Below are 19,369 nucleotides of genomic sequence, written 5' to 3' on the forward strand. Positions count from 1 at the left end.
CGGCAGGCCCACGGCCGATTCCATTCCCAGGAGTTCCCGACATGACCGACACCCGACGCCGCTTCCTCGGCAAACTCGCCGCCACCGCCGCCACCCTCACCCTCGGCCGGTATGCCGGAGCGGCCGCGCCCGCCGCGACCGGCAAGGCCTGGGCCTCCGGCATGGCGCTGGACATCACCTTCACTGTCGCCACGAAGGCCGGCGGGTACATCAAGCGGCCCTTCGTGGCCGTGTACATCGAGGACGCGCAGGGCACCACCGTGCGCAACCTGACGGTGTGGCTCAAGCAGGGCCGCCTGAATCCCCGCTGGCTGGCCGAACTGCGCCGCTGGACGCGCCAGAACGGCGATCTGGTGGAGACCGTCAGCTCGGCCACCCGCAATCCCGGTACGTACGCCGTTTCGTGGGACGGCAAGGACGACAAGGGCAAGCTGCTGCCACAGGGCGAATACTACGTGGTGGTCGAATCGGCCCGCGAGCACGGCCCGTACTCGCTGGTGCGCGAGAAGGTGACGGTCGGCGCCGCCGCCTTCAAGAAGGCCTTCACCGCCGACAATGACATTGAGGCCGCCAGTGTCAGCTTCGGCAAGGCCTGACGACACGGACACGGACGATCTGTTCGAGACGTCCGTGTCCACCGGCCCCGCCCGGCCCGCTCGCCGGGGCCGCAGCAGCCGCGCGCAGGCGAACGTGACGCTGCGCTGGCTGCACACCTACACCTCCATGATCAGCCTGCTGGTCGTGCTGTTCTTCGCCCTGACCGGCATCACCCTCAACCACCCGGACTGGGTGTTCGGCACCGGTGAGGTCAGGAGCGAACTGACCGGCACCATGCCGGTGGGCTGGATCACGGACGGGAAGGTGAACTGGCTGACCGTGGCCGAGACGCTGCGCGCCGACCAGAACCTCAAGGGCCGCGCCGGCGACACCCGCGCCGACGACCGCGAGGCGGATATCTCCTTCGTCGGACCCGGCTACTCCGCCGACACCGTGATCGACCTGAAGACCGGGACGTACACCGTGAACGTGCTCCAGCAGGGCGCGGTCGCGGTCATGAACGACCTTCACCGCGGCCGCGACACCGGCGGCGCGTGGAAGTGGGTGATCGACCTCAGCGGGGCCGTGCTGGCCCTGGTGGCGGTCACTGGTATCGGCATCCTGCTGTACATGAAGAAGACCCGCACCCAGGCCCTGAGCGTGATGGGCGTCGCCGCCGTGGCTGTCCTCGCCCTCGCGTGGCACGCCATCGCCTGAGCCGTTCGCGGGGGCGTGCCGACCCACCCGCGGTCACAGGGCCGCGGGTGGGTTCTGTGCGGTCTGGCGGACAGTGACGGTACGGCCGGCGCAGTATCCTCCGGCGCATGTCCCTGACGCCCGATGAAGTCCGCGCCTTCTACGACGCCCACCGCACCGTGCGGCAGTACGTCACACATGAGGGTGGCACGCCGATCCCGCTGCCGGACGAGCACCTGGACGTGATCCTGCACGCGGCGCAGCGGGCGCCGACCGACGCGACCGCGCAGCTGTACTCGCTCGTCCGGATCACCCGCCCGGACCTGCGGGCGCGCATCGCGGAACTCACCACGAACGCCCACATCGCCAGCGCGAGCGAGGCCTTCGTGGTGTGTGCGGACGTGCAGCGCGTGCGCCGCGTGCTGGCCGTGACCGGCCACGAGCCCGGGCACTGGCCGGCCATCGCCGTGCACTTCGGCATTGGGGACGCCGTCATGGCCGGCACGAATCTCCTCACGGCTGCCGAGATGCTCGGGTACCAGGGGTGCTGGATCGGGGGCGTCATGAATGGCCTGGACGGCATCATCAGCGCCCTGAACCTGCCGGAGGGCGTGCTGCCCTTCGCCGCCCTGACCATCGGCCGGCCCGCCGAGCACGCGCCCTACCGGCCCCGCGTGCCGCGCCCGCTGGTGATCCACACCGACTCGTACCACGCCGGCACCGACGACGAGATCCGGGACGCCGTCGAGGTGATGAATCCCATCGCGGCGCGGGGCAGGCAGCCCGGCGACTGGGCCCGCCTGATGAACGCGTACTTCGGCGCGGGCGGCAGCATGTCCAAGCGCGAGCCGGCGTTGCGCGCCGCTCTGGAGCGGCAGGCGCTGGCCCCGACCGACTGAGCGGACGTGGTCTGGACGCGCCGCGCGCCCGTCCGCGTATCCTGCCCCCCATGAGTGCCGATCACACGTACGACCTGACGACCCTCGCCGCCCGCGCCGGTGAGGAGGCCCGCCCGGCGGGCAGCGTGGCGCTGGCCGAGCCCATCTACCAGAGCACCGTGTACGCCTTCCCGGACCTGGACACCCTGGACCGGGCCATGTCGGGCGAGCAGCCCGCCGCGTTCTACTACCGCAACGGCACCCCCAACGCCGCCACCCTGGAGCGTGCCCTGGCCGTGCTGGAGGGCACCGAGGCCGCCCTGGCCGCCGGCAGCGGCATGGCGGCGATCAGCGCCGCGCTGCTGGGCGTGCTGAAGGCCGGGGACCACGTGGTCGCGGATTCCCGCCTGTACGGCGTGTCGTACGCGCTGCTGGCCGAGGAATTCCCGCGCCTGGGCATCGACGTGACCTTCGTGGACGCCTGCGACCACGCCGAGGTCGAGGCCGCCTTCCGCGAGACCACCCGCGTGCTGCACGTCGAGAGCCTGACCAATCCGCTGCTGACCGTGCCAGATGTGCCCGCGCTGGCGGCCCTGGCGCACGCCCGGGGCGCGCTGCTGTCGGTGGACAACACCTTTGCCAGCCCCGCCATGTTCCGGCCCGCCCAGCACGGCGCGGACCTCGTGACGCACTCGGTGAGCAAGTACCTCAGCGGGCACTCGAACGCCTTCGGTGGCGTCGCGTGCGGCCGGGCCGACGTGATTGCGGCGGCGCGTACCCGCCTGCTGCGGCTGGGCGGCACCATCAGCGCCTTCGACGCGTGGATGACCATGCAGGGCCTCAAGACCCTGGGCCTGCGGATGCGTGCCCACAGCGGCAACGCCCAGGCGGTCGCGGACGTGCTGGCGAACCACCCGCGCGTGCGGGCCGTGTACCACCCGGGCCTGTCCGACCACCCGCAGTTCCACCTCGCCATGGACCTGTACCCGCAGGGCTTCGGCGGCATGCTCAGCACCGAGATCGAGGACGCGGCCGGTTTCGTGAAGGCCCTGGCCGGGCGCATTCCGCTGGCCCCCAGCCTCGCGGACGTCATGACGACCATCTCGTGGCCGTGGGGCACGTCGCACCGTGCGCTGCCGGAAGCCGAGCGCCGCCGCCTCGGCATCACGCCGGACCTGCTGCGCCTGAGCATCGGCATCGAGGACATAGGTGACCTGCTGGCCGACTTCGAGAGCGCTCTGGACGGGTAGGCAGGAGGGAAGAGAGGCGGGCACGTGTGGCGATCAGGCCAGGACGCGTGCCCGCGTTCTCGTGAATGGCGCTGTTACCCTACCAAGAACTGGATATGACTGGCGCAAGGGCGTGCTGCTGACGAGCGCACGGCCACCCAGTGGGTGGCTCAGTCCCACTCCCACTCGCGCCAGTCACTCGCTTTTGCCTCCCGGCCTTTCGTGGCGGGTCCGGACGGTCGTCCCGGCGCCGGGTACCACGCATACACGGCGTTCAGGGCGTCGTCGAGCCGGTCGCGGAGCAGGTGCTGGAGCAGGTCTTCCTCGGCGGCCGTGAGCTTCCCGATCTGGGACGCATGATGCTCGAAAGCCGCGTCCAGCCCGGCCAGATACGGCTCCCGCGCCCGGCGCACCGCGCCCTTACGGAGCGGTTCCGGATGGATGACCGGCGTGTAGGAGGCTGCCGCGTCCTCGATCTGCCGCTGCCGCCGGGCGTGGCGTTCGGTCCGCGTCCGTTCCGTGCGTTCCCGCGCGTCGGCGGCGCGGGCCTGTGCGGCCAGGAAATCGTCGCGCCGCTCGACCTCGGCCACGCGCGCCTCGGCGTACAGCTTCACGGGCGGCAGGCGCCGGCGGCCCATCTTCAGGCCGTTCGGCCGCGTGCGGTCGTGCTCGCCCAGGAACCGGGTGATCAGCGCGGGTGTCCAGCCGCGGTCCTTGAGATCCTGTGTGGCGAGAAAGCCCTCGGGGTTCAGCGACACGGCCGCTTTCACCGCTGGGGCGGCGTCCACTCGCGGCGCAGCAGATCCAGGCGGACGCTGTCGTAGCGCTGGCCGTCCACCACGCGCGCCTCGCGCACCCGGCTGGACTCTCGAAAGCCCAGGCGCCGCGCGGCGCGGATCATGCGCTCGTTGCCGCCCCACGTGGTGAAGGTCAGCACGTGCGCGTCCGTCTCGTCCAGGGTCGCCTGCACCCACAGCGCCAGCGCCCGCGTGCCGATGCCCCGGCCCCAGTGCACCGGGTCGTAGATCAGCACGCCCAGGTCCCACCACCCGCCGCCAGCGGGTTCCTCCTCCGAGCGGTTCACCATGCCCACGCACACCCCGTCTAGGTCGATCACGCGCTCGTCCGGGCGGGTGGCGGTCATGGACAGCTGCTGCACATAGCTTCGCAGCGACGCCGTGGTGGCGGCCGGGTGGAAGTACGGCGCGTCCCAGCGGCGCCACTCGGCGGCCGGGTCGGCCAGCCAGCGCTCCAGCACCGGCAGGTCACGCGGGCGGCGGCCCCGGATGGTCACCGTGTGCGGGGGGGGTGGGCCGGCGTGCGTCACGGCCGCACTATGCCAGACGCGCCGCGCCCCGTCAGCAGGAGCGGCCACCGTCGGGGTTCACGGCAGCAGCCGGTGCCACAGCGCGGGCAGCAGCACGGCCGCCGCCACGCCCAGCGACCCCGCGCTCGCCACCAGCACCGCCGCCGCCATCGCGTCCTTGGCGATCTTCGCCAGCGCGTGCCACTTGGGGCTGACGAGGTCCACGATGGCCTCCACCGCCGTGTTCACCAGTTCCAGTGACAGCACCAGCGCGCAGCACAGCACGATGGGCGCCAGGGCCACGCCCAGCCACGCCGCGGTCGCCAGCGCCAGCACCGCGCACCACACCTCCACCCGGAAGTTCGCCTGGGTCGCGTAGACGTGCCGCACACCCGCCCACGCGAAGCCCGCGGAGCGCCAGAAGCGGCGCAGGCTCAGGGCGGACCCGTCGGACCTCATGGAGTTACGGCAGGGCGGCGCGGGCCGCGTCCCAGGCGTCGTGGAAGACCTGCCACTCGGGGCCACGCGCGCCCTCCTCGAAGCCCAGACCCTCGGCGTGCGGGTGGTCATGGCCCACCAGATGGGTCAGGCCGTGACTGGCGAGCAGCGCCACCTCGCGCGTCAGTGGGTGCCCGCGGGCCTCCGCCTGCCGGGCGGCCGTGTCGAGGCTGATCACGATGTCGCCCAGGTGCGGCGGCATGAAGGGATCGCCGGGCTCCCACGTGGGAAAACTCAGGACGTCGGTCGGCGCGTCCTCGCCCCACGTCTCGCGCTTGAGGTCGCGGATGGCGCGGTCCCCGACCAGCACGACCGTCACCTCGCGGTCCGCCACGCCGAAGTGGGCCATGACGGCCTCCAGGCTGGCGCGCAGGGCCGGGCGCAGGCCAGCCGGCGGGGCCTTGCGGACGACGAGGTCGATCATGCGCCCAGGGTAGCGCCCGGACACGCGCCGCGACCACGGCGGTGGCACCGTGCGGGCTTGCCCGACAGCACAGGGACGCACGCCCGGCCACGTGCCGGAGGTGCGTCCCTGCGAGATGAGCCGTGGTCAGCTGGCTGGCTGGGGTGGATCGCTTTCGCCCTCGGGGATGGTCGCGAATTCGCCCCGGCGCGCCGCGCGCTTGTCCTGCTCGGCGTCCTCGGCGGACTCGTAGGCCTTGATGATGCGCCCGACCAGCGGATGGCGCACCACGTCCACGTCGGTGAACTCGTGCCACGCGATGCCCTCGATGCTGCTCAGGATGCGCTTGGCAACCGCCAGACCGCTAGTGATGTGACGCGGCAGGTCGATCTGCGTGACGTCCCCGGTCACGACCACCCGGCTGGAGAAGCCCATGCGGGTCAGGAACATCTTCATCTGCTCGCCCGTGGTGTTCTGCGCCTCGTCCAGAATGATGAACGCGTCGTTCAGCGTGCGGCCGCGCATGAACGCCAGCGGAGCGATCTCGATCACGCCGCTCGTCAGGTACGACTCGAACTTCTCCTGGTCGAGCATGTCCTGGAGCGCGTCGTACAGCGGGCGCAGGTACGGGTCGATCTTGGCCTGCAGGTCGCCCGGCAAAAAGCCCAGCTTCTCGCCCGCCTCGACGGCCGGCCGGGTCAGGATGATGCGCTTGACCTTTTTCGCCTTGAGGGCCTGCACGGCCATCGCCACGGCCATGTACGTCTTGCCGGTGCCGGCCGGGCCGACGCCGAAGGTGATGTCACTTTTCTCGATCTTCTCGAGGTACACCTTCTGCCCCGGCGTCTTGGGTTTCAGGCCGCGCGGCAGGCTCAGGCCGCTGACCTGCGTCTCGGCGGCCAGGCTGCGGCCCTCGCCGCTCAGGCGCGCGGAGCGCAGCAGGCTGTCCGGTGTGAGTTCGCCGCCGCCGCGCACGACGTCCAGGGCGTCGCGCACCATGCGCTCGGCCTGTTGCACGTCGGCAGGCTCGCCGGTCATGGTCACGGTCTCGCCGCGGGCCACCAGCCGGGCGCGCGTGAGTTCACGCATGCGGCGCAGGTTCGCGTCGCCCGCGCCGAGCAGGGCGTAGGCCTCCCGCTGGTCGGTCAGGGTGACGGTCGCCGTCGCGCTTCCCTGGGACGGAGAAGACGGCTGGACATTCTGGGCAGGGTCAGTCAACGGAACTCCTGGGCGCAGCAAAGCGCACCCTCCCCCCAGGTGTCTGGCGGGAAGGGAAGGAAACGAAGGTCATCGGACGTTCTCATTGTCGGCACTGCGCCGGGAGGCCGTCGTGTTCCACCGCACATTCCCGCGCCGGGGCGCCCGCGCCGTGCGCTCTGGACGGCGTTCCGGCGGTTCCCGGTGGTGGGGTCCGGCCCTGGTGCAGCGCTGGAATTGGCGGTCCGTGCCCCCACGCGCGCCGCGCCTTGAGTGACCCTTGCCTTCGCGTTCACGCTGCGCTGATCCCGCGGGCAGCCCGACGGGTACACTGACGGGCGTGACCGCGCAGGACGCCTCCGCGTTATCCCTTCAGGCCTTCCTGTTCGCAGACCCGGCCGCGCACTCGCTGTCCCCGCACATGCACCGCGCCGCGTTCCAGTCCGCCGGCCTGCGTGGGGACTACACGGCGGTGCGCGTGCCCGCCCCGGATCTCGCGGCGGCCGTGGCGGGCCTGCGGCGCCCCGGTGTCCTCGGCGCGAACCTCAGCCTGCCGCACAAGGAAGCGGCGCTGCCCCTGCTCGATGACCTCACGCCGGCCGCACGGGCCATCGGTGCGGTGAACACGATCATCCACCGCGGCGGCCGGCTGACCGGTGAGAACACCGACGCGCCGGGACTGCTGGAAGACCTGCGCGAGCACTGGCCGCACGGCGAGGGCGTGCCGGGCGCGGTGGTCGTGCTCGGCGCGGGCGGCGCGGCGCGGGCGGGCGTGTACACCGCGCTCACGCTGCTGGGCCGGGACGTGGTCGTCGTGAACCGGACCCCGGAGCGGGCCCGGCAGCTCGTGGCGTCGTGGCCAGGAGCCGGCGCTTGGGGCCGTCTGGAGGCCGCCGACGCCTCCTCCGTGCCGTGGACCGACGTGGCGCTCGTGATCAACGCCAGCAGCGCGGGTCTGAACAATCCGGAGCAGACTCCGCTGGACGCGGCGTACCTGCGCCGTCTGCCCCCTGGCGCGCTGGTGTACGACATGGTGTACGCTCCGCCCGAGACGCGGCTGATGGCCGACGCCCGCGCGGCCGGTCTGCGGGCCGCCAATGGCCTGGGCATGCTCGCGCAGCAGGCGCGGCTCGCCTTCACGGCGTGGACGGGCCGGGACGTGCCCGTGACGGTCTTCCGCGAGGCGCTGGACTCGCCCCGGTCCGGCGAGCGGAAATGAGGGCCTTCGATCCCGGCCGCCGCTGGGCGTCCCGGGCGCCGCTGATCGTGATGGCGATGGTGCTGCTGCTCACCACCGCGATGTCGCTGGTGCTGTCGGACTACGTGCACGAGCAGCAGAACAACCGCTTCCTGCGCGAGACCGGCTCGTACAGCAACGCGCTCGATTCGCGGCTCTCGGAGTACGGGCAACTGCTGTACGCGTTGCGGGCAGCGTGGCAGGTGCACCCGGACCTGCTGGACGCACGCGACTTCAACGGGTATGTGAGGGGCCTGGACCTGAACAGGCAGTACCCGGGCGTGCGGACGGTGGGGTACGCCGCGCTGCTGCCGCCTGGAGCGGATGAGGCGGCCCTCACGGCCAAGCTGCGGCGGGCCGTGTCGCCCACGTGGGCGGTGCGTCAGGGCTCCTCGCCGCAGGCGACCCGGGCGCCGGCCGCCGTGGTGTCGTCCATCGAGCCCGGGGCAAACGTGGCGCTCGGCTTTGACCTGTATTCCGAGCCGGTGCGGCGGGCCCTGCTGGTGGCCAGCGAACGCTCCGGCGGCGTGCAGGCGTCGGACCGCGTGGCGCTGCTGCAACCCGGCCAGGACGGCCGGTCGCTCGACGGCTTCCTGATGGCGCTGCCCGTGCCCGGCACCGGCGTGAACGGCACGCGGCCCGACGGCTTCCTGTTCCTGTCAATCCGCGCCGACCGCCTGACGGCGACGCTCAGCTCCAGCATGGGCATCCGGCCCTTGAATGTCGTGCTGAGCGTGAACGGCAAGCGCCTGAGCGGGCAGGAGCCGACCGCTGCGGTGGATTTCCAGCGCAGCGTGAGCCGCGTGATCTCCGGCCAGCACTGGACCCTGGATTTCTCGGCAGACAGCAGCTACGGTCAGGACTTCGCGGCCATCACGCCGCTGCTCACGCTGCTGGGCGGCCTGCTGACCGCCGGGCTGGCCTTCCTGGTGGTGCAGGCGCAGGTGCGGGCGCGCAGCCAGGCCGAGGCGCTGAACGTCTCGCTGGCGCTGGCCCGCACGCGCCAGGAGCAGGCCAGCGCCGAGTTCGAGGCGATCTTCCACTCCATGCAGGACGCGGCCGCCTTCACCGACGAGGTCGGCCTGATCCGGCTGGTGAACCCCGCGCTGCGCGAACAGTTCCGGGTGGCGGACGACCGCCTGATCGGTCAGCCCCTGTCGGTGCTGCATGAAGACCTGGGCCTCGCCAACCGCGAGTCGTTTCAGGCGATCACCACGCCGTATGTCCGGACGGACGGCTCGACCTTCGCTGGCGAGGCCCAGCGCAGCGCCGTGGTCGACCCCGAGGGCCGGCGACTGGGCCAGCTGGAGGTCGTGCGGGACGTCAGCGAGCGCGTGCAGGCCGAGCGGGCGGTGCAGGCCGCTCAGCGCCGCTACCGGGGCCTGCTGGACGCCCTGCCGTACTCCGTGCAGGTCAGCGATCCCGAGGGCCGCGTGACCTTCGTGAACGCCCGGCACCAGGACGTGCTCGGCGTGGACGACCTGACCAGCGCGATGTCGCCCGAGGGCCGCGCGGCGTACGCGCACCTGCAGTCCGCCGCGATGGCCGCGCGCGCGCCCCAGCAGCAGGACGTGCAGCTCGCGTTGCCCGGCGGCGACCGCCACTGGTTCACGCTGACCTTCGCGCCCTTCCGCGACCAGCGCGGCGAGGTGGTGGAATGGGTCACCAGCGTGACGGACATCCACGACCGGATGCTGGCCGAGCGGCTCGCGCAGCGCAACGAGGAACGCTACCGCAGCGTTCTGGAGGGGCTGCCGCAGATCGTATGGCTCACCGACACGCGCGGCACGCCGGTGTACTTCAACCGGCAGTGGACGGCGTACGTGGGCGAGGCGCGGGCCGGGCAGGACTTCCAGGCGCTGATCCACCCGTCGGACCGTGGAGAGTACGCCCGCCGCTGGGCGTCGGCACTCCACGCCGGGCGGCCCTTCGAGGCCGAACACCGGCTGCTCGGCCGGGCCGACACCTACCGGACCTTCGTGACCCGCGGCCTGCCCGTCACCGACTCGGGCGGGCAGGTGATCGAGTGGGTGGGCACGTCCACCGACGTGGACGACTCGGTGCACGCCGAGAACGCCGCGCGGCTGCTCGCGGACGTGTCCGGCCACCTCGCGGCGCGCGGCGGGCAGCACGGAGCGGCCCGGCATGCGCCGTACGCCACCGCGCTGGACGCCCTGACGGTGCGCTTCGTGGACAGCGCCGCGCTGTGGCAGGTTGGACCGCTGCAACTCGCGGCGCGCTCCGCCCGTCACCCCGGCTGGGACGCGCCGCACATGCGCGCCTTGGTGCGCCAGATGGTGGACGAGGTGATGGCGTCGCGGCAGCGCGTCGTGCTGACGGCGCACCCCCTGCTGCATGGCGTGCACGCCACGGGCGCCGTCCTGATCCCCCTGATCGCCCAGAACGGCATGCTGTGCGGTCTGCTGGGGCTCGCGCACCGGCAGCCCCTCACCGACCGCGACGCGGAACTCGCGGACGAGCTGGCCAAGCGGTTCGCGGCCGCGCTGGAAAATGACGCCCTGCAACAGCGCGTCGCGGCGGCCCAGGACGACCTACGCACCCTGAATCAGTCGCTGGAGGAACGCGTGGAACTGCGCACCCGCGAGCTGGAGGGCGCCAACCGTGAGCTGGAGGCCTTCAGCTACTCCGTCAGCCACGACCTGCGCACGCCGCTGCGGCACATCGTGGGCTTCGGCGACCTGCTCGCCAAGGAGGCGGACGGCGCCGACCTCAGCCCCAAGGCGCGGCGCTACCTCGGCATCATCACGGACTCGGCGGCGCGCATGAGCCAGCTGATCGAGGACCTGCTGGAGTTCTCCCGCATGGGCCGCCAGGAACTGCGCCGCGCGCCGGTCGACCTGGCCCCGCTGGTGCAGGCCAGCTGGCTGGCCCTGGAACCCGACCGCGCCGGCCGGGACGTGGCGCTGCGTGTGGCCGCCCTGCCCACCGTGGACGGCGACCCCACCATGCTGTCCCTGGTGTTCACGAACCTGCTCAGCAACGCCATCAAGTACACGCGCACGCAGCCGCACGCGGTCATCGACGTGAGCAGCACCCTAGCGGACGATGAAGTCAGCGTGACGGTCCGGGACAATGGTGTGGGCTTCGATCCGCGTTACATGGATAAACTGTTCGGCGTGTTCCAACGACTCCACCGTGCCGATGAATTCGAAGGCATCGGCATCGGCCTGGCCAACGTGCGCCGCATCGTGAGCCGGCATGGCGGCCGCGTGTCGGCCGACTCCCAGCCGGGCGAGGGCGCGGCCTTCACCGTGACGCTTCCAGCGAGGTCCGCCGAATGAGCGGCACGCCGCTCGTCCAGGGGGCCTACCGCAGCGTTCAGCCCGGCGAGGCGCTGCGCATCCTGCACCTCGAGGACAACGAACTCGACCACGAACTCGTCGTGTTCCACCTCGACGGCGAGGTGCCGTGGGACGTGCAGATCACCCGCGTGGAGGACGAGGTCGCGTTCCTCGACGCGCTGCGCGACGACCAGCCGCACCTGATCCTCAGCGACTTTGCGCTGCCCACCTACGACGGTCTGAGCGCCTTCCGCGCCGCCCACGCCCTGTTGCCCGACGTGCCCTTCATCATCGTGACCGGCGCGATGGGCGAGGAGACCGCCGTGGACACGCTGCGCGAGGGTGTGACCGATTACATCCTCAAGCAGCGCCTCGAGCGCCTCGCGCCCGCCGTCAAGCGCGCCATCGCGGAGGTCGACGCGCAGGTCAGCCGGGAGCTGGCCGAACAGGAAGTGCGACAGCTCAACCGCGACCTCAAGACCCGCCTGGACGAGGTCGAGCGTCTGCGCAACGTCGCCGAGCGGCAGAGCCAGCGCCTCGAGATCCAGGCGCGGCAGCTCGAGGAAGCATTGAACATGCAGAAGACCTTCCTCGCCGAGACCAGTCACGAACTGCGCACGCCGCTGACCGCGCTGCACGGCTACCTGCGGCGCGCCGAACGCGAGGTCGGCGGGAGCCAGACGCTGCTCGACGCCCAGCGCGTCGCGGAGAACATGACCCGGCTGGTGAACGACCTGCTGCAACTGTCCCGCGGCGAACTCGTGCAGAGCATCGAGATGCACTTCATGAACCTCGGCCACCTGCTGCGGCAGGTCGGGCGCGACTTCGGCGTGCGCGCTCCGCAGGACAACCTCGAGATCGTCGGTGATCCCGGCCGCCTCACGCAGGTCTTCGTGAACCTCGTGACCAACGCCGTGCGCGTTAGCGGCTCGCCCGACAAGGTTCACCTCGAGGTCGGGTCCCGGCCCGGCGAGATCGAGGTGCGCGTCGTCGACCACGGACCGGGCGTGCCCGACAACGTCAAGCCGAAAATCTTCGACAAGTTCTACCGCGGCAAGGAGGCCGGCTCGGCCGGGCTGGGCCTCACCATCGCTCAGCAGGTCGTGACGGCCCACGGCGGCACCATCGACGTTGTCGATACGCCCGGCGGCGGCGCCACCTTCCGCGTCCGGCTCCCGCTTCCCGAAGAAGACGACTGAACCGGCCGGTGCGCCACACGCGCTAGCCTGGACACATGAAGAAGTCCATGAACGTCACGTGGCTGGGCGAACACCGCTTCGTCGGCGTGAACCCCTCCGGGCAGCAACTGCTGATCGACAACTCGCCCACCAAGATCGGCGTGTCGCCCATGGACGCCCTGCTCGGCGCCCTGGCCACCTGCACCGCCGTCGATGTCGTCGACATCATGGCCAAACGCCGTACCCCCCTCACGTCGTACCGCATCGAGGTCGAGGGCGAGCGTGCCGAGACGCACCCCAAGCGCTACACGCACATCACCGTGCGGCACATCGCGGGCGGGAGCGGCGTGATGTTGGACGCGCTGACCAAGGCCGTGCACCTGAGTCACGAGAAGTACTGCTCGGTGGCGGCGTCGCTGAACGCGGAGATGAGCGTCGAGGCGGTGGTGGAGGAGAGCGCGGTTCCGAGCTGAGCGTGGGAGGTCAGGGGGTGGACGGGCACCGTTCGGCGGCGCAAGTCCCACCCTTTCCCTGTGGCCAGGGAGAATGTGGACGCTCACGTGTTCAGGCTGGCCGGAGCTGAAGTTGCGTCAGCGTGGCGCGCGGTCCTTGCCTCCTGCGATGGCCTCGTCCTCACCTGCGGGCTCTGCGCACGGTGGCATCCGGGGGAGCGCGTGTGACCAGCTCTGCCGAATCTGCTCTCCCTGCCCTGTGGTCTTCCTGAGGCGGGTCACGTCGCGCTGTGTCGTGAAAGGCTGACATGGGAGGCGCCGAGGCTGGCTACGACAGAACGGAGGTCCTGTATGCATTCAGTCACACTGCGCTTTTCAGGTCAGGGTGTCTGGATCGCGGTTCCTGCGGCTGCGGTGGCCGCGTCGGCCTTCGCCCTGGCGGCGTCCTTGGCCAGGCGCGCGTGCATCTGGGTCAGCTCCCCGGTGCAGGGCGTCTGGTCCGGCAGGGCGTGGTGGCGTTCGTCGAGCTTCAGGCACCAGCGGGCGGCAAACATCTTGGCGGCGGCGTTCAGGCCGGGGCCGGAGCCCTCGCCGCCGTTCTGGAAGAACGTCACGACCATGAAGTTGGGCGTCTGGCCGTCTCCAATCGGGCCGTAGCCCTCGTACCACGCGTTGGTGTAGGCGTAGCCCTTGCGGAAGCTCATGCCGTTCTCGGCGGTGCCGGTCTTGCCGGCGGTCCGCACCGGGAAGAAGTTCGGCCCCAGGATGTGCTGCGCCGTGCCCCAGCGGGTGGTGCCGGCCGTGGTGATCGCCATGCCGTCCTTGATGAGCTGGAAGTCCTTGGGGTTGCCGGGCACTCGTTCGGGCGGGCGGGTCGCCGGGACGCCGCCCACCGCGTGAACCAGGGACAGCGGCCGGCGCACCCCGAGGTTCTCGATGGTGGACAGGGCCGAGATCACCTGCGACGGCGTGACCAGCAGCGAGTCCTGCCCGATCGCAAAGGACAGCGCCTGCCCGGGGTAGTACACGATGGGCGCCTCGCCGGCCGCCTGGCGCCGGGCGTTCGTCTTGCCGTAGGTTTCCTTGAAGTGCTCGGGGCTGGGGATGTACCCGGTCTTCTCGCCGGCGAGTTCCAGACCGGTGTCGCGGCCGAAGCCGAGTTCCTGCGCGCGCCGGCCCAGGTAGTTCGCGTAGGTGATCGGGTCCGCCGAGATGGCCGCCTGGTAGTACCACGTGTTGCACGAGAACGCGATGGCGAGCTTGCCGTCCACGTTGCCCAGGCTGCCGGTGCGGTGCCAGTTGTAGCGCGGCCCGCCGAAGCGGATATACGGCGCGCAGTTGAACGTGCGGTTGCCCCACTTCTCGATAAAGGCCAGCGTGGACGTCGGCTTGAACACCGAGCCGGAGTCGAAGGTCTGCACGGCGCGGTTCTGCATCACGGCGTCCAGGCTGTTCGACGTCAGGGCCTTGGTCCGGGCTGCCGGGTCCGGGCTGGGCACCCGCGAGAACCAGTTCGGGTCGTAGGTGGGGCTGCTCGCCATCGCCAGCACCTCGTTCGTGCGCGGGTCGATGGCGATGATGGCGCCGCGCAGCACGGACTCGGGCGGCTGGCCGTACTTCTTGCGGCCGGCGTTCACGTCCTCCAGACCTTCTTGCAGGGCACGCTCGGCGGCGCGTTGCAGCGTGGAGTCTATGGACAGCGTGATGTTCTGGCCCTGCTTGCCGGGATCGATGATGCGCTCGGTCTGCGGGCGGCCGGCGGCCGTGACCTCGCGGCGGCGCAGGCCGTTCTTGCCCTCCAGGGTGGTCTGGAGGCTGGCTTCCAGGCCCGAGCGGCCCACCAGGTCGCCCACGGTGTACCCGCCATTCTGCACTTGGTCCTGGGTGGCTTCCTGCACGTAGCCGAGCAGGTGCGCGGCCAGGGTGTGCTGCGGGTAGATGCGCTCCAGGCGCGGGCGCAGCTCCAGGGACGGCACCAGCACCGTGTACTCGTACAGCGCGCTGAGATTCTTCTCCGGCACGTTGCGCGCCAGGATCACCTCGGTCTCCTTGCTGCGGTCGGGTTCGACCGGCTGCCCGTTCCTGACCATGTCCGGCGTAATGCCCGCGAGGTACACGATCTTGTCCCACGAGGGAATGGCCTGCGCCGGGTCGCTCGGGGTGCGCCGGCCGGCGTACACCAGGTCCACGGCGAGGCGGTTGGTGGCGAGCAGCACGCCGTCGCGGGTGCGGATCTCGCCGCGCAGCGCCCGGACGATCTCGTCGCGCTGGAAGTTGCTGGTGGACTGCACCGCGTACTCGCTGTGATCGATGATCTGGAGCTGGTACAGCCGCGCGCCCAGGGCGCCCAGCGCGAGGCTGAAGGCGAACGCGATCCACGTGACCCGCCCCGCGCCATTCGACCGGGCCCGGGCGGGCGCCACGGCGGGCGCGCCGCTGGCCCGGCGCCGCAGGCGGTCGCGGCGGTCGAGGACGTCGCCGGCGCGGCTCACGACAGGGCCTCCGGCGCCGACCGCGGCCCGAAGCCCCACGTCATCACGCGGTCCCACACGCCGGACAGGATAAGTGTTCCCGCGAACATGACCGGAACCGTCCTCACCAGCAGCGGCACCGTCACCAGGTCCGAGCGCAGCCAGTATGTCAGGGCCAGGAACGCCAGCCACTCGCCCGCCACGGCCGCCACCACCGTCAGCAGCGCCTGCACGGGACCGCTGTTCGAGAAGTAGCGCCGGACGAGCAGCACCAGCAGCGCGCCGCCGGCCACCCCGGCCGCGTGCAGGCCCAGCATGCCGCCCCCCAGCACGTCCTGCAGCAGGCCCACGCCGTACGCGGCGGCCAGCGCCCACGCGGGCCGCATCCGCCACGCCAGGCCCGCGCCGGTCAGCAGGAACAGGTCGGGGGCGGGAAGGCCGGCGGCGTCGGTCAGCCGGGACAGCAGGCCCTGCGCGGCGATCAGCAGCACGACCAGCGCGGCGGGCTGCAGCACGCGCCCGGCGCCGCGGCGCGGCAGGCGGCCCAGGGTCACAGGCCCTCCAGGATGGTGACGTCCTCGACCACGCCGACGTCCACGGCGGGCTTCACGATCACCACGCGGTTGAGGTCGTTGGGGCCCAGCGGCATGATCTTCTCGACGGTGCCCACGCGGATGCCCACCGGGAACACGCCGCCCAGGCTGTTCGTGACCAGCACGTCCCCGATCCTGATCGGCACGCTGCGCGAGAACTCGGCCCGCATCCGGTCCGGCGGCAGGCCCTGCGCGAGGCCGCGCCCGCCCTTGTTGCCGTCCAGGCTCACGCCCACGCTGCTCTCGGGATCGACCAGCGCGACCACCGTGCACTGCCGCGCCGCGACGTCGGAGACCTGCCCGACCAGACCGCCGGGCACCGTGACCGGCATGCGGACGCGCACGCCCGCGTTGCGGCCGAGGTTCAGGGTCAGGCGCGCCATCAGTGGGCTGGGCGACACGGCCACCACCTGCGCGATGCCCACGGCGTTGGGTGCCTGCGTGCGAGTGATCACATCGAGTTGCCGCAGGCGCGCGGCCTCGCGGGTGAGCAGTTCATTGCGCTGGCGCAGGACGCCCACCTGCTTTCGGAGGCTGGCGTTCTCGCGCGACAGTTCCCGCTCGTGCACCAGCGTGTCGTAGGCGTGGCGCAGGTTGTCCGCGACCGTCACGCTGATGCGGGTGACCGGCACCGTCGAGGCGCGCAGGGCCGTGGGGGCGACCACCTGGAAGCGCGTGGCCGCCATGCTGATGCCCAGCAGCAGCGCGTACACGACCAGTAAGCGCCGCCAGTTCACGCCGGGCGCAGCTCCGGAGCGTGCGGCTCGTTCCACACGGGCACGCCGGCGGCGCGCAGAAGGCGGATCACCACCGACAGCGGGAAGCCGACCACGGTGCTGTACTCGCCCTCGATCCGCAGGACCAGCGCCATGCCGAGCGCCTGGATGCCGTAGCCGCCGGCCTTGTCGAGCCCCTCGCCGGACGCGGCGTAGTGGGCAATCTCGCCGGGCGTCAGGTCGCGGAAGGTGACGTCCGCGCGGGACACCTCGACGTGCTCGTGTGCGCCGTGCACGACGCCCACGCCGGTGTACACCTGGTGGGTGCGGCCCGCCAGGGTGCGCAGGAAGGCGGCGTTCTCGGCCGCGTCGGCGGGCTTGCCGAGCAGCGTGCCGTCCAGCGCGACCACGGTGTCCGAACCGATCACAACCGCGCCGGGCTCGGCGGCGGCGACCGCCCGGGCCTTCACGAGGGCCAGCTCGCCCGCCAGCGCGTCCGGCTGCGCGGTGGCGCTGTTCTCGGGCTCGCCGCTGACCCGCACGCGGAACGGCACGCCCAGCAGACCCAGCAGCTCGCGCCGCCGCGGACTGCCGGACGCCAGGATCACCTCCGGCACCCCGGTGCGGGGGTGCGCGCCCTCGGGTCCCATCAGTAGCCCTCGCCCGCTCTGTCGCCCGTGACCAGGGCCACGCCGCCGGACGTCCCCAGGCGTGTGGCGCCGGCCTCGATCATGGCCCGCGCGTCCTGCGGGGTCCGCACACCGCCCGCCGCCTTGATCTGCGCGCGGCCCGCGATCACGTCGCGCATCAGGCGCACGTCGTCCAGGGTGGCGCCGCCGGTGCCGAACCCGGTGCTGGTCTTCACGAAGTCCGCGCCGCCCTGCACGGCCGCCTCGGTCGCGCCGCGCTTCTGGTCGTCGGTCAGGTAGCAGGTTTCGATGATCACCTTCAGCACGTGGTCCGGAATCGCCCGGCGCACCGCGCGCACATCGGCCTGCACCGTCTCCCAGTCGCCCGCCAGGGCCGCGCCGATGTGGATCACCATGTCCACCTCGTCCGCGCCGGCCTCGGCGCTCAGGCGGGCCTCGATGGCCTTCTGCTCGGAGGACACGGCGCCCAGGGGAAAACCGCACACGGTGGCGATCTTCACGTCGCTGCCGGTCAGCAGCTCCGCGGCCAGCGGAATGTACACGGGGTTGAGGCACACGGCGTAGAAGCCGTGGTCACGGGCTTCCGCGCACAGCGTGGCGATGTCGGCGGGCGTGGCCGTCGCCTTGAGCAGGGTGTGGTCGATGTACGGCGCGAGCTTCACGCCCTCCAGCATACGCAGCTCTCATGGGAAGAACTCAACCGCCAAACGGTGCAGGCGGGCGGGGCAGCCGGTCCCGCGCCACCCCGGAAGTGCGGCCCTGCGTTAGCCTGGACGCATGACGAGTGCCCCGACGACGCCCGCTCCCGGTGACGCCTTCCCCGAGTTCTCGCTGCCGGACGCGCACGGCCACACGCACGCCCTGTCCGATTTGCAGGGACGCTACGTGGTGCTGTACGCCTACCCCAAGGACGACACGCCCGGCTGCACCAAGGAAGCGTGCGACTTCCGCGACAACGCCCTGCTCAGGGGCCACGGCGCCGCCATCGTGGGCATCAGCGCGGACGACGCCGAGAGCCACGCAGAATTCGCCGAGAAGTTCAGCCTGCCGTTCCCGCTGCTGGTGGACGACGGCGCCGCGTATCTGAAGTCCATCGGCGCGTACGGCGAGAAGAACCTGTACGGCAAGGTCACCCAGGGCATCAAGCGCCAGACCTTCCTGATCGGCCCGGACGGCCGGCTGGTGCGGGCATGGCTGGCCGTGAAGGTGGACGGTCACGCCGACGCGGTCGCGGACGCCATCGACAAGGACCGCGCCCGCCGTGCCTGACCACCCCGTTCCCGATCTGGAGGCCCTGAAGAAGGAAGCGGCTGTACGCGCCACGCACCTGGTGCGCAGCGGCATGCGGGTCGGCCTGGGCACCGGCAGCACCGCCAAGTACGCCATCGAGGAACTCGCGCGGCGGATACAGGCCGGCGAACTCACGGACATCACCGGAGTCGCCACCAGCGAGGCGAGCGACACCCTGGCCCGCAGCCTGGGCCTGCGGGTCGAGGTGCTCGACCCCCGGCCGCTCGACCTCGCCATCGACGGCGCGGACGAGATCGACCCGCAGCTGAATCTGATCAAGGGCCTGGGCGGCGCGCTGCTGCGCGAGAAACTCACCGAGATTCAGGCCCGGCAGCTGGTGATCATCGCGGACCACACCAAGGTCGTGGAGCGGCTGGGCCAGAAGGCGCCGCTGCCCATCGAGATCGCGCGCTTCGGCTTCCTGAGCACCATTGAGCGCCTGCGCGCCCAGCTGCCGGGCGGCCGCCTGCGCCAGCCGGGCGCGCAGCCGTACGTGACCGACAACGGCAACTACATCTACGACGCGCAGCTGCCGGAGACGTTTGACCCGGCCACCCTGGAGCGCCAGCTCAAGGGCACGCTCGGCGTGGTGGACACCGGCTTCTTCCTGGGCATGGCGACGCACGCCTTCGTGGCCGCACCGGACGGCGTGCGGGAACTGGTGCGGCCGGCCTGACCGCGGGCCGCCGGTGACGGGTCGGGGGCGTTCCTGCCCACTCCCCTCAAATCAACCAGA

20 protein-coding genes are annotated in these 19,369 nt (G+C 71.5%); 10 read left to right on the forward strand and 10 right to left on the reverse strand.

The window, feature by feature from the left end; genetic code table 11:
- The first annotated feature begins 41 nt into the window (after positions 1-41).
- The 4 genes from HNQ07_RS03280 (at position 42) to HNQ07_RS03295 (ending at position 3,361) form a co-directional block, all read left to right on the forward strand.
- Positions 42-596, forward strand: a complete 555-nt coding sequence (locus tag HNQ07_RS03280; RefSeq protein ID WP_184109443.1) for a DUF2271 domain-containing protein — start codon at positions 42-44, stop codon at positions 594-596.
- A gap of 34 nt (positions 597-630) precedes the next feature.
- Positions 631-1,254 (forward strand): PepSY-associated TM helix domain-containing protein, encoded by a 624-nt coding sequence (locus tag HNQ07_RS03285; protein WP_229831759.1) that lies wholly within the window; start codon positions 631-633, stop codon positions 1,252-1,254.
- Positions 1,255-1,361: 107 nt separating this feature from the next.
- Positions 1,362-2,132, forward strand: a complete 771-nt coding sequence (locus HNQ07_RS03290; protein ID WP_184109445.1) for a nitroreductase family protein — start codon at positions 1,362-1,364, stop codon at positions 2,130-2,132.
- 50 nt (positions 2,133-2,182) lie between these two features.
- Positions 2,183-3,361, forward strand: coding sequence for a trans-sulfuration enzyme family protein (locus HNQ07_RS03295; protein WP_184109446.1), 1,179 nt, complete (start codon positions 2,183-2,185; stop codon positions 3,359-3,361).
- Positions 3,362-3,510: 149 nt separating this feature from the next.
- On the opposite strand, the gene HNQ07_RS03300 is transcribed toward HNQ07_RS03295, so the two are convergent.
- From HNQ07_RS03300 to HNQ07_RS03320, 5 genes are all read right to left on the reverse strand, one after another.
- Positions 3,511-4,128, reverse strand: coding sequence for a hypothetical protein (locus HNQ07_RS03300; RefSeq protein WP_184109447.1), 618 nt, complete (start codon positions 4,126-4,128; stop codon positions 3,511-3,513).
- On the reverse strand, positions 4,107-4,667 hold the full coding sequence (locus HNQ07_RS03305; protein ID WP_229831758.1) for a GNAT family N-acetyltransferase: 561 nt from the start codon (positions 4,665-4,667) through the stop codon (positions 4,107-4,109). The genes HNQ07_RS03300 and HNQ07_RS03305 overlap by 22 nt, the downstream gene beginning before the upstream one ends.
- A 57-nt stretch (positions 4,668-4,724) precedes the next feature.
- Positions 4,725-5,105 carry a diacylglycerol kinase gene (locus HNQ07_RS03310; protein WP_184109448.1) on the reverse strand — a complete coding sequence of 127 codons (381 nt, stop codon included), beginning with the start codon at positions 5,103-5,105 and terminating at the stop codon, positions 4,725-4,727.
- A 4-nt stretch (positions 5,106-5,109) separates the two neighbouring features.
- Complete coding sequence (gene ybeY / locus HNQ07_RS03315; RefSeq protein WP_184109449.1) at positions 5,110-5,568, reverse strand: rRNA maturation RNase YbeY; 459 nt, start codon at positions 5,566-5,568, stop codon at positions 5,110-5,112.
- A 126-nt stretch (positions 5,569-5,694) separates the two neighbouring features.
- Positions 5,695-6,765 (reverse strand): PhoH family protein, encoded by a 1,071-nt coding sequence (locus tag HNQ07_RS03320; protein WP_184109450.1) that lies wholly within the window; start codon positions 6,763-6,765, stop codon positions 5,695-5,697.
- Between the two features lie 319 nt (positions 6,766-7,084).
- Here HNQ07_RS03320 and aroE point away from each other — a divergent pair, with 319 nt between their 5' ends.
- Genes aroE through HNQ07_RS03340 form a run of 4 tightly spaced genes read left to right on the forward strand, consistent with a single transcriptional unit; the run spans position 7,085 to position 12,934 of the window.
- Complete coding sequence (aroE, locus tag HNQ07_RS03325; protein ID WP_229831757.1) at positions 7,085-7,963, forward strand: shikimate dehydrogenase; 879 nt, start codon at positions 7,085-7,087, stop codon at positions 7,961-7,963.
- On the forward strand, positions 7,960-11,283 hold the full coding sequence (locus HNQ07_RS03330) for a PAS domain S-box protein (RefSeq protein WP_184109451.1): 3,324 nt from the start codon (positions 7,960-7,962) through the stop codon (positions 11,281-11,283). Before aroE ends, HNQ07_RS03330 begins: the two co-directional genes overlap by 4 nt.
- Positions 11,280-12,482, forward strand: coding sequence for an ATP-binding response regulator (locus tag HNQ07_RS03335; protein ID WP_184109452.1), 1,203 nt, complete (start codon positions 11,280-11,282; stop codon positions 12,480-12,482). The genes HNQ07_RS03330 and HNQ07_RS03335 overlap by 4 nt, the downstream gene beginning before the upstream one ends.
- Before the next feature lie 35 nt (positions 12,483-12,517).
- Positions 12,518-12,934, forward strand: coding sequence for an OsmC family protein (locus HNQ07_RS03340; RefSeq protein WP_184109453.1), 417 nt, complete (start codon positions 12,518-12,520; stop codon positions 12,932-12,934).
- Between the two features lie 359 nt (positions 12,935-13,293).
- On the opposite strand, the gene HNQ07_RS03345 is transcribed toward HNQ07_RS03340, so the two are convergent.
- The 5 genes from HNQ07_RS03345 to deoC are packed head-to-tail and all read right to left on the reverse strand — an operon-like array spanning position 13,294 to position 18,005.
- A complete protein-coding gene (locus tag HNQ07_RS03345) occupies positions 13,294-15,405 on the reverse strand; it encodes a penicillin-binding transpeptidase domain-containing protein (RefSeq protein WP_184109454.1) in 2,112 nt (703 codons plus the stop codon).
- Entirely contained in the window at positions 15,402-15,938 is a 537-nt protein-coding gene (locus HNQ07_RS03350) for a Rod shape-determining protein MreD (protein ID WP_229831756.1), read from the reverse strand. Before HNQ07_RS03350 ends, HNQ07_RS03345 begins: the two co-directional genes overlap by 4 nt.
- On the reverse strand, positions 15,935-16,714 hold the full coding sequence (gene mreC / locus HNQ07_RS03355) for a rod shape-determining protein MreC (protein WP_229831755.1): 780 nt from the start codon (positions 16,712-16,714) through the stop codon (positions 15,935-15,937). Before mreC ends, HNQ07_RS03350 begins: the two co-directional genes overlap by 4 nt.
- Entirely contained in the window at positions 16,711-17,343 is a 633-nt protein-coding gene (locus HNQ07_RS03360; RefSeq protein WP_184109455.1) for a Maf family nucleotide pyrophosphatase, read from the reverse strand. The genes mreC and HNQ07_RS03360 overlap by 4 nt, the downstream gene beginning before the upstream one ends.
- Positions 17,343-18,005 carry a deoxyribose-phosphate aldolase gene (gene deoC, locus HNQ07_RS03365; RefSeq protein WP_229831754.1) on the reverse strand — a complete coding sequence of 221 codons (663 nt, stop codon included), beginning with the start codon at positions 18,003-18,005 and terminating at the stop codon, positions 17,343-17,345. The genes HNQ07_RS03360 and deoC overlap by 1 nt, the downstream gene beginning before the upstream one ends.
- 115 nt (positions 18,006-18,120) lie before the next feature.
- Here deoC and prxQ point away from each other — a divergent pair, with 115 nt between their 5' ends.
- Together prxQ and rpiA are read left to right on the forward strand one after the other, a co-directional pair.
- Positions 18,121-18,612 carry a thioredoxin-dependent peroxiredoxin PrxQ gene (prxQ, locus tag HNQ07_RS03370; RefSeq protein ID WP_184109457.1) on the forward strand — a complete coding sequence of 164 codons (492 nt, stop codon included), beginning with the start codon at positions 18,121-18,123 and terminating at the stop codon, positions 18,610-18,612.
- On the forward strand, positions 18,605-19,309 hold the full coding sequence (rpiA, locus tag HNQ07_RS03375; protein WP_184109458.1) for a ribose 5-phosphate isomerase A: 705 nt from the start codon (positions 18,605-18,607) through the stop codon (positions 19,307-19,309). Before prxQ ends, rpiA begins: the two co-directional genes overlap by 8 nt.
- Positions 19,310-19,369: the final 60 nt, after the last annotated feature.

It is taken from the genome of Deinococcus metalli, assembly GCF_014201805.1.
GTDB lineage: Bacteria > Deinococcota > Deinococci > Deinococcales > Deinococcaceae > Deinococcus > Deinococcus metalli.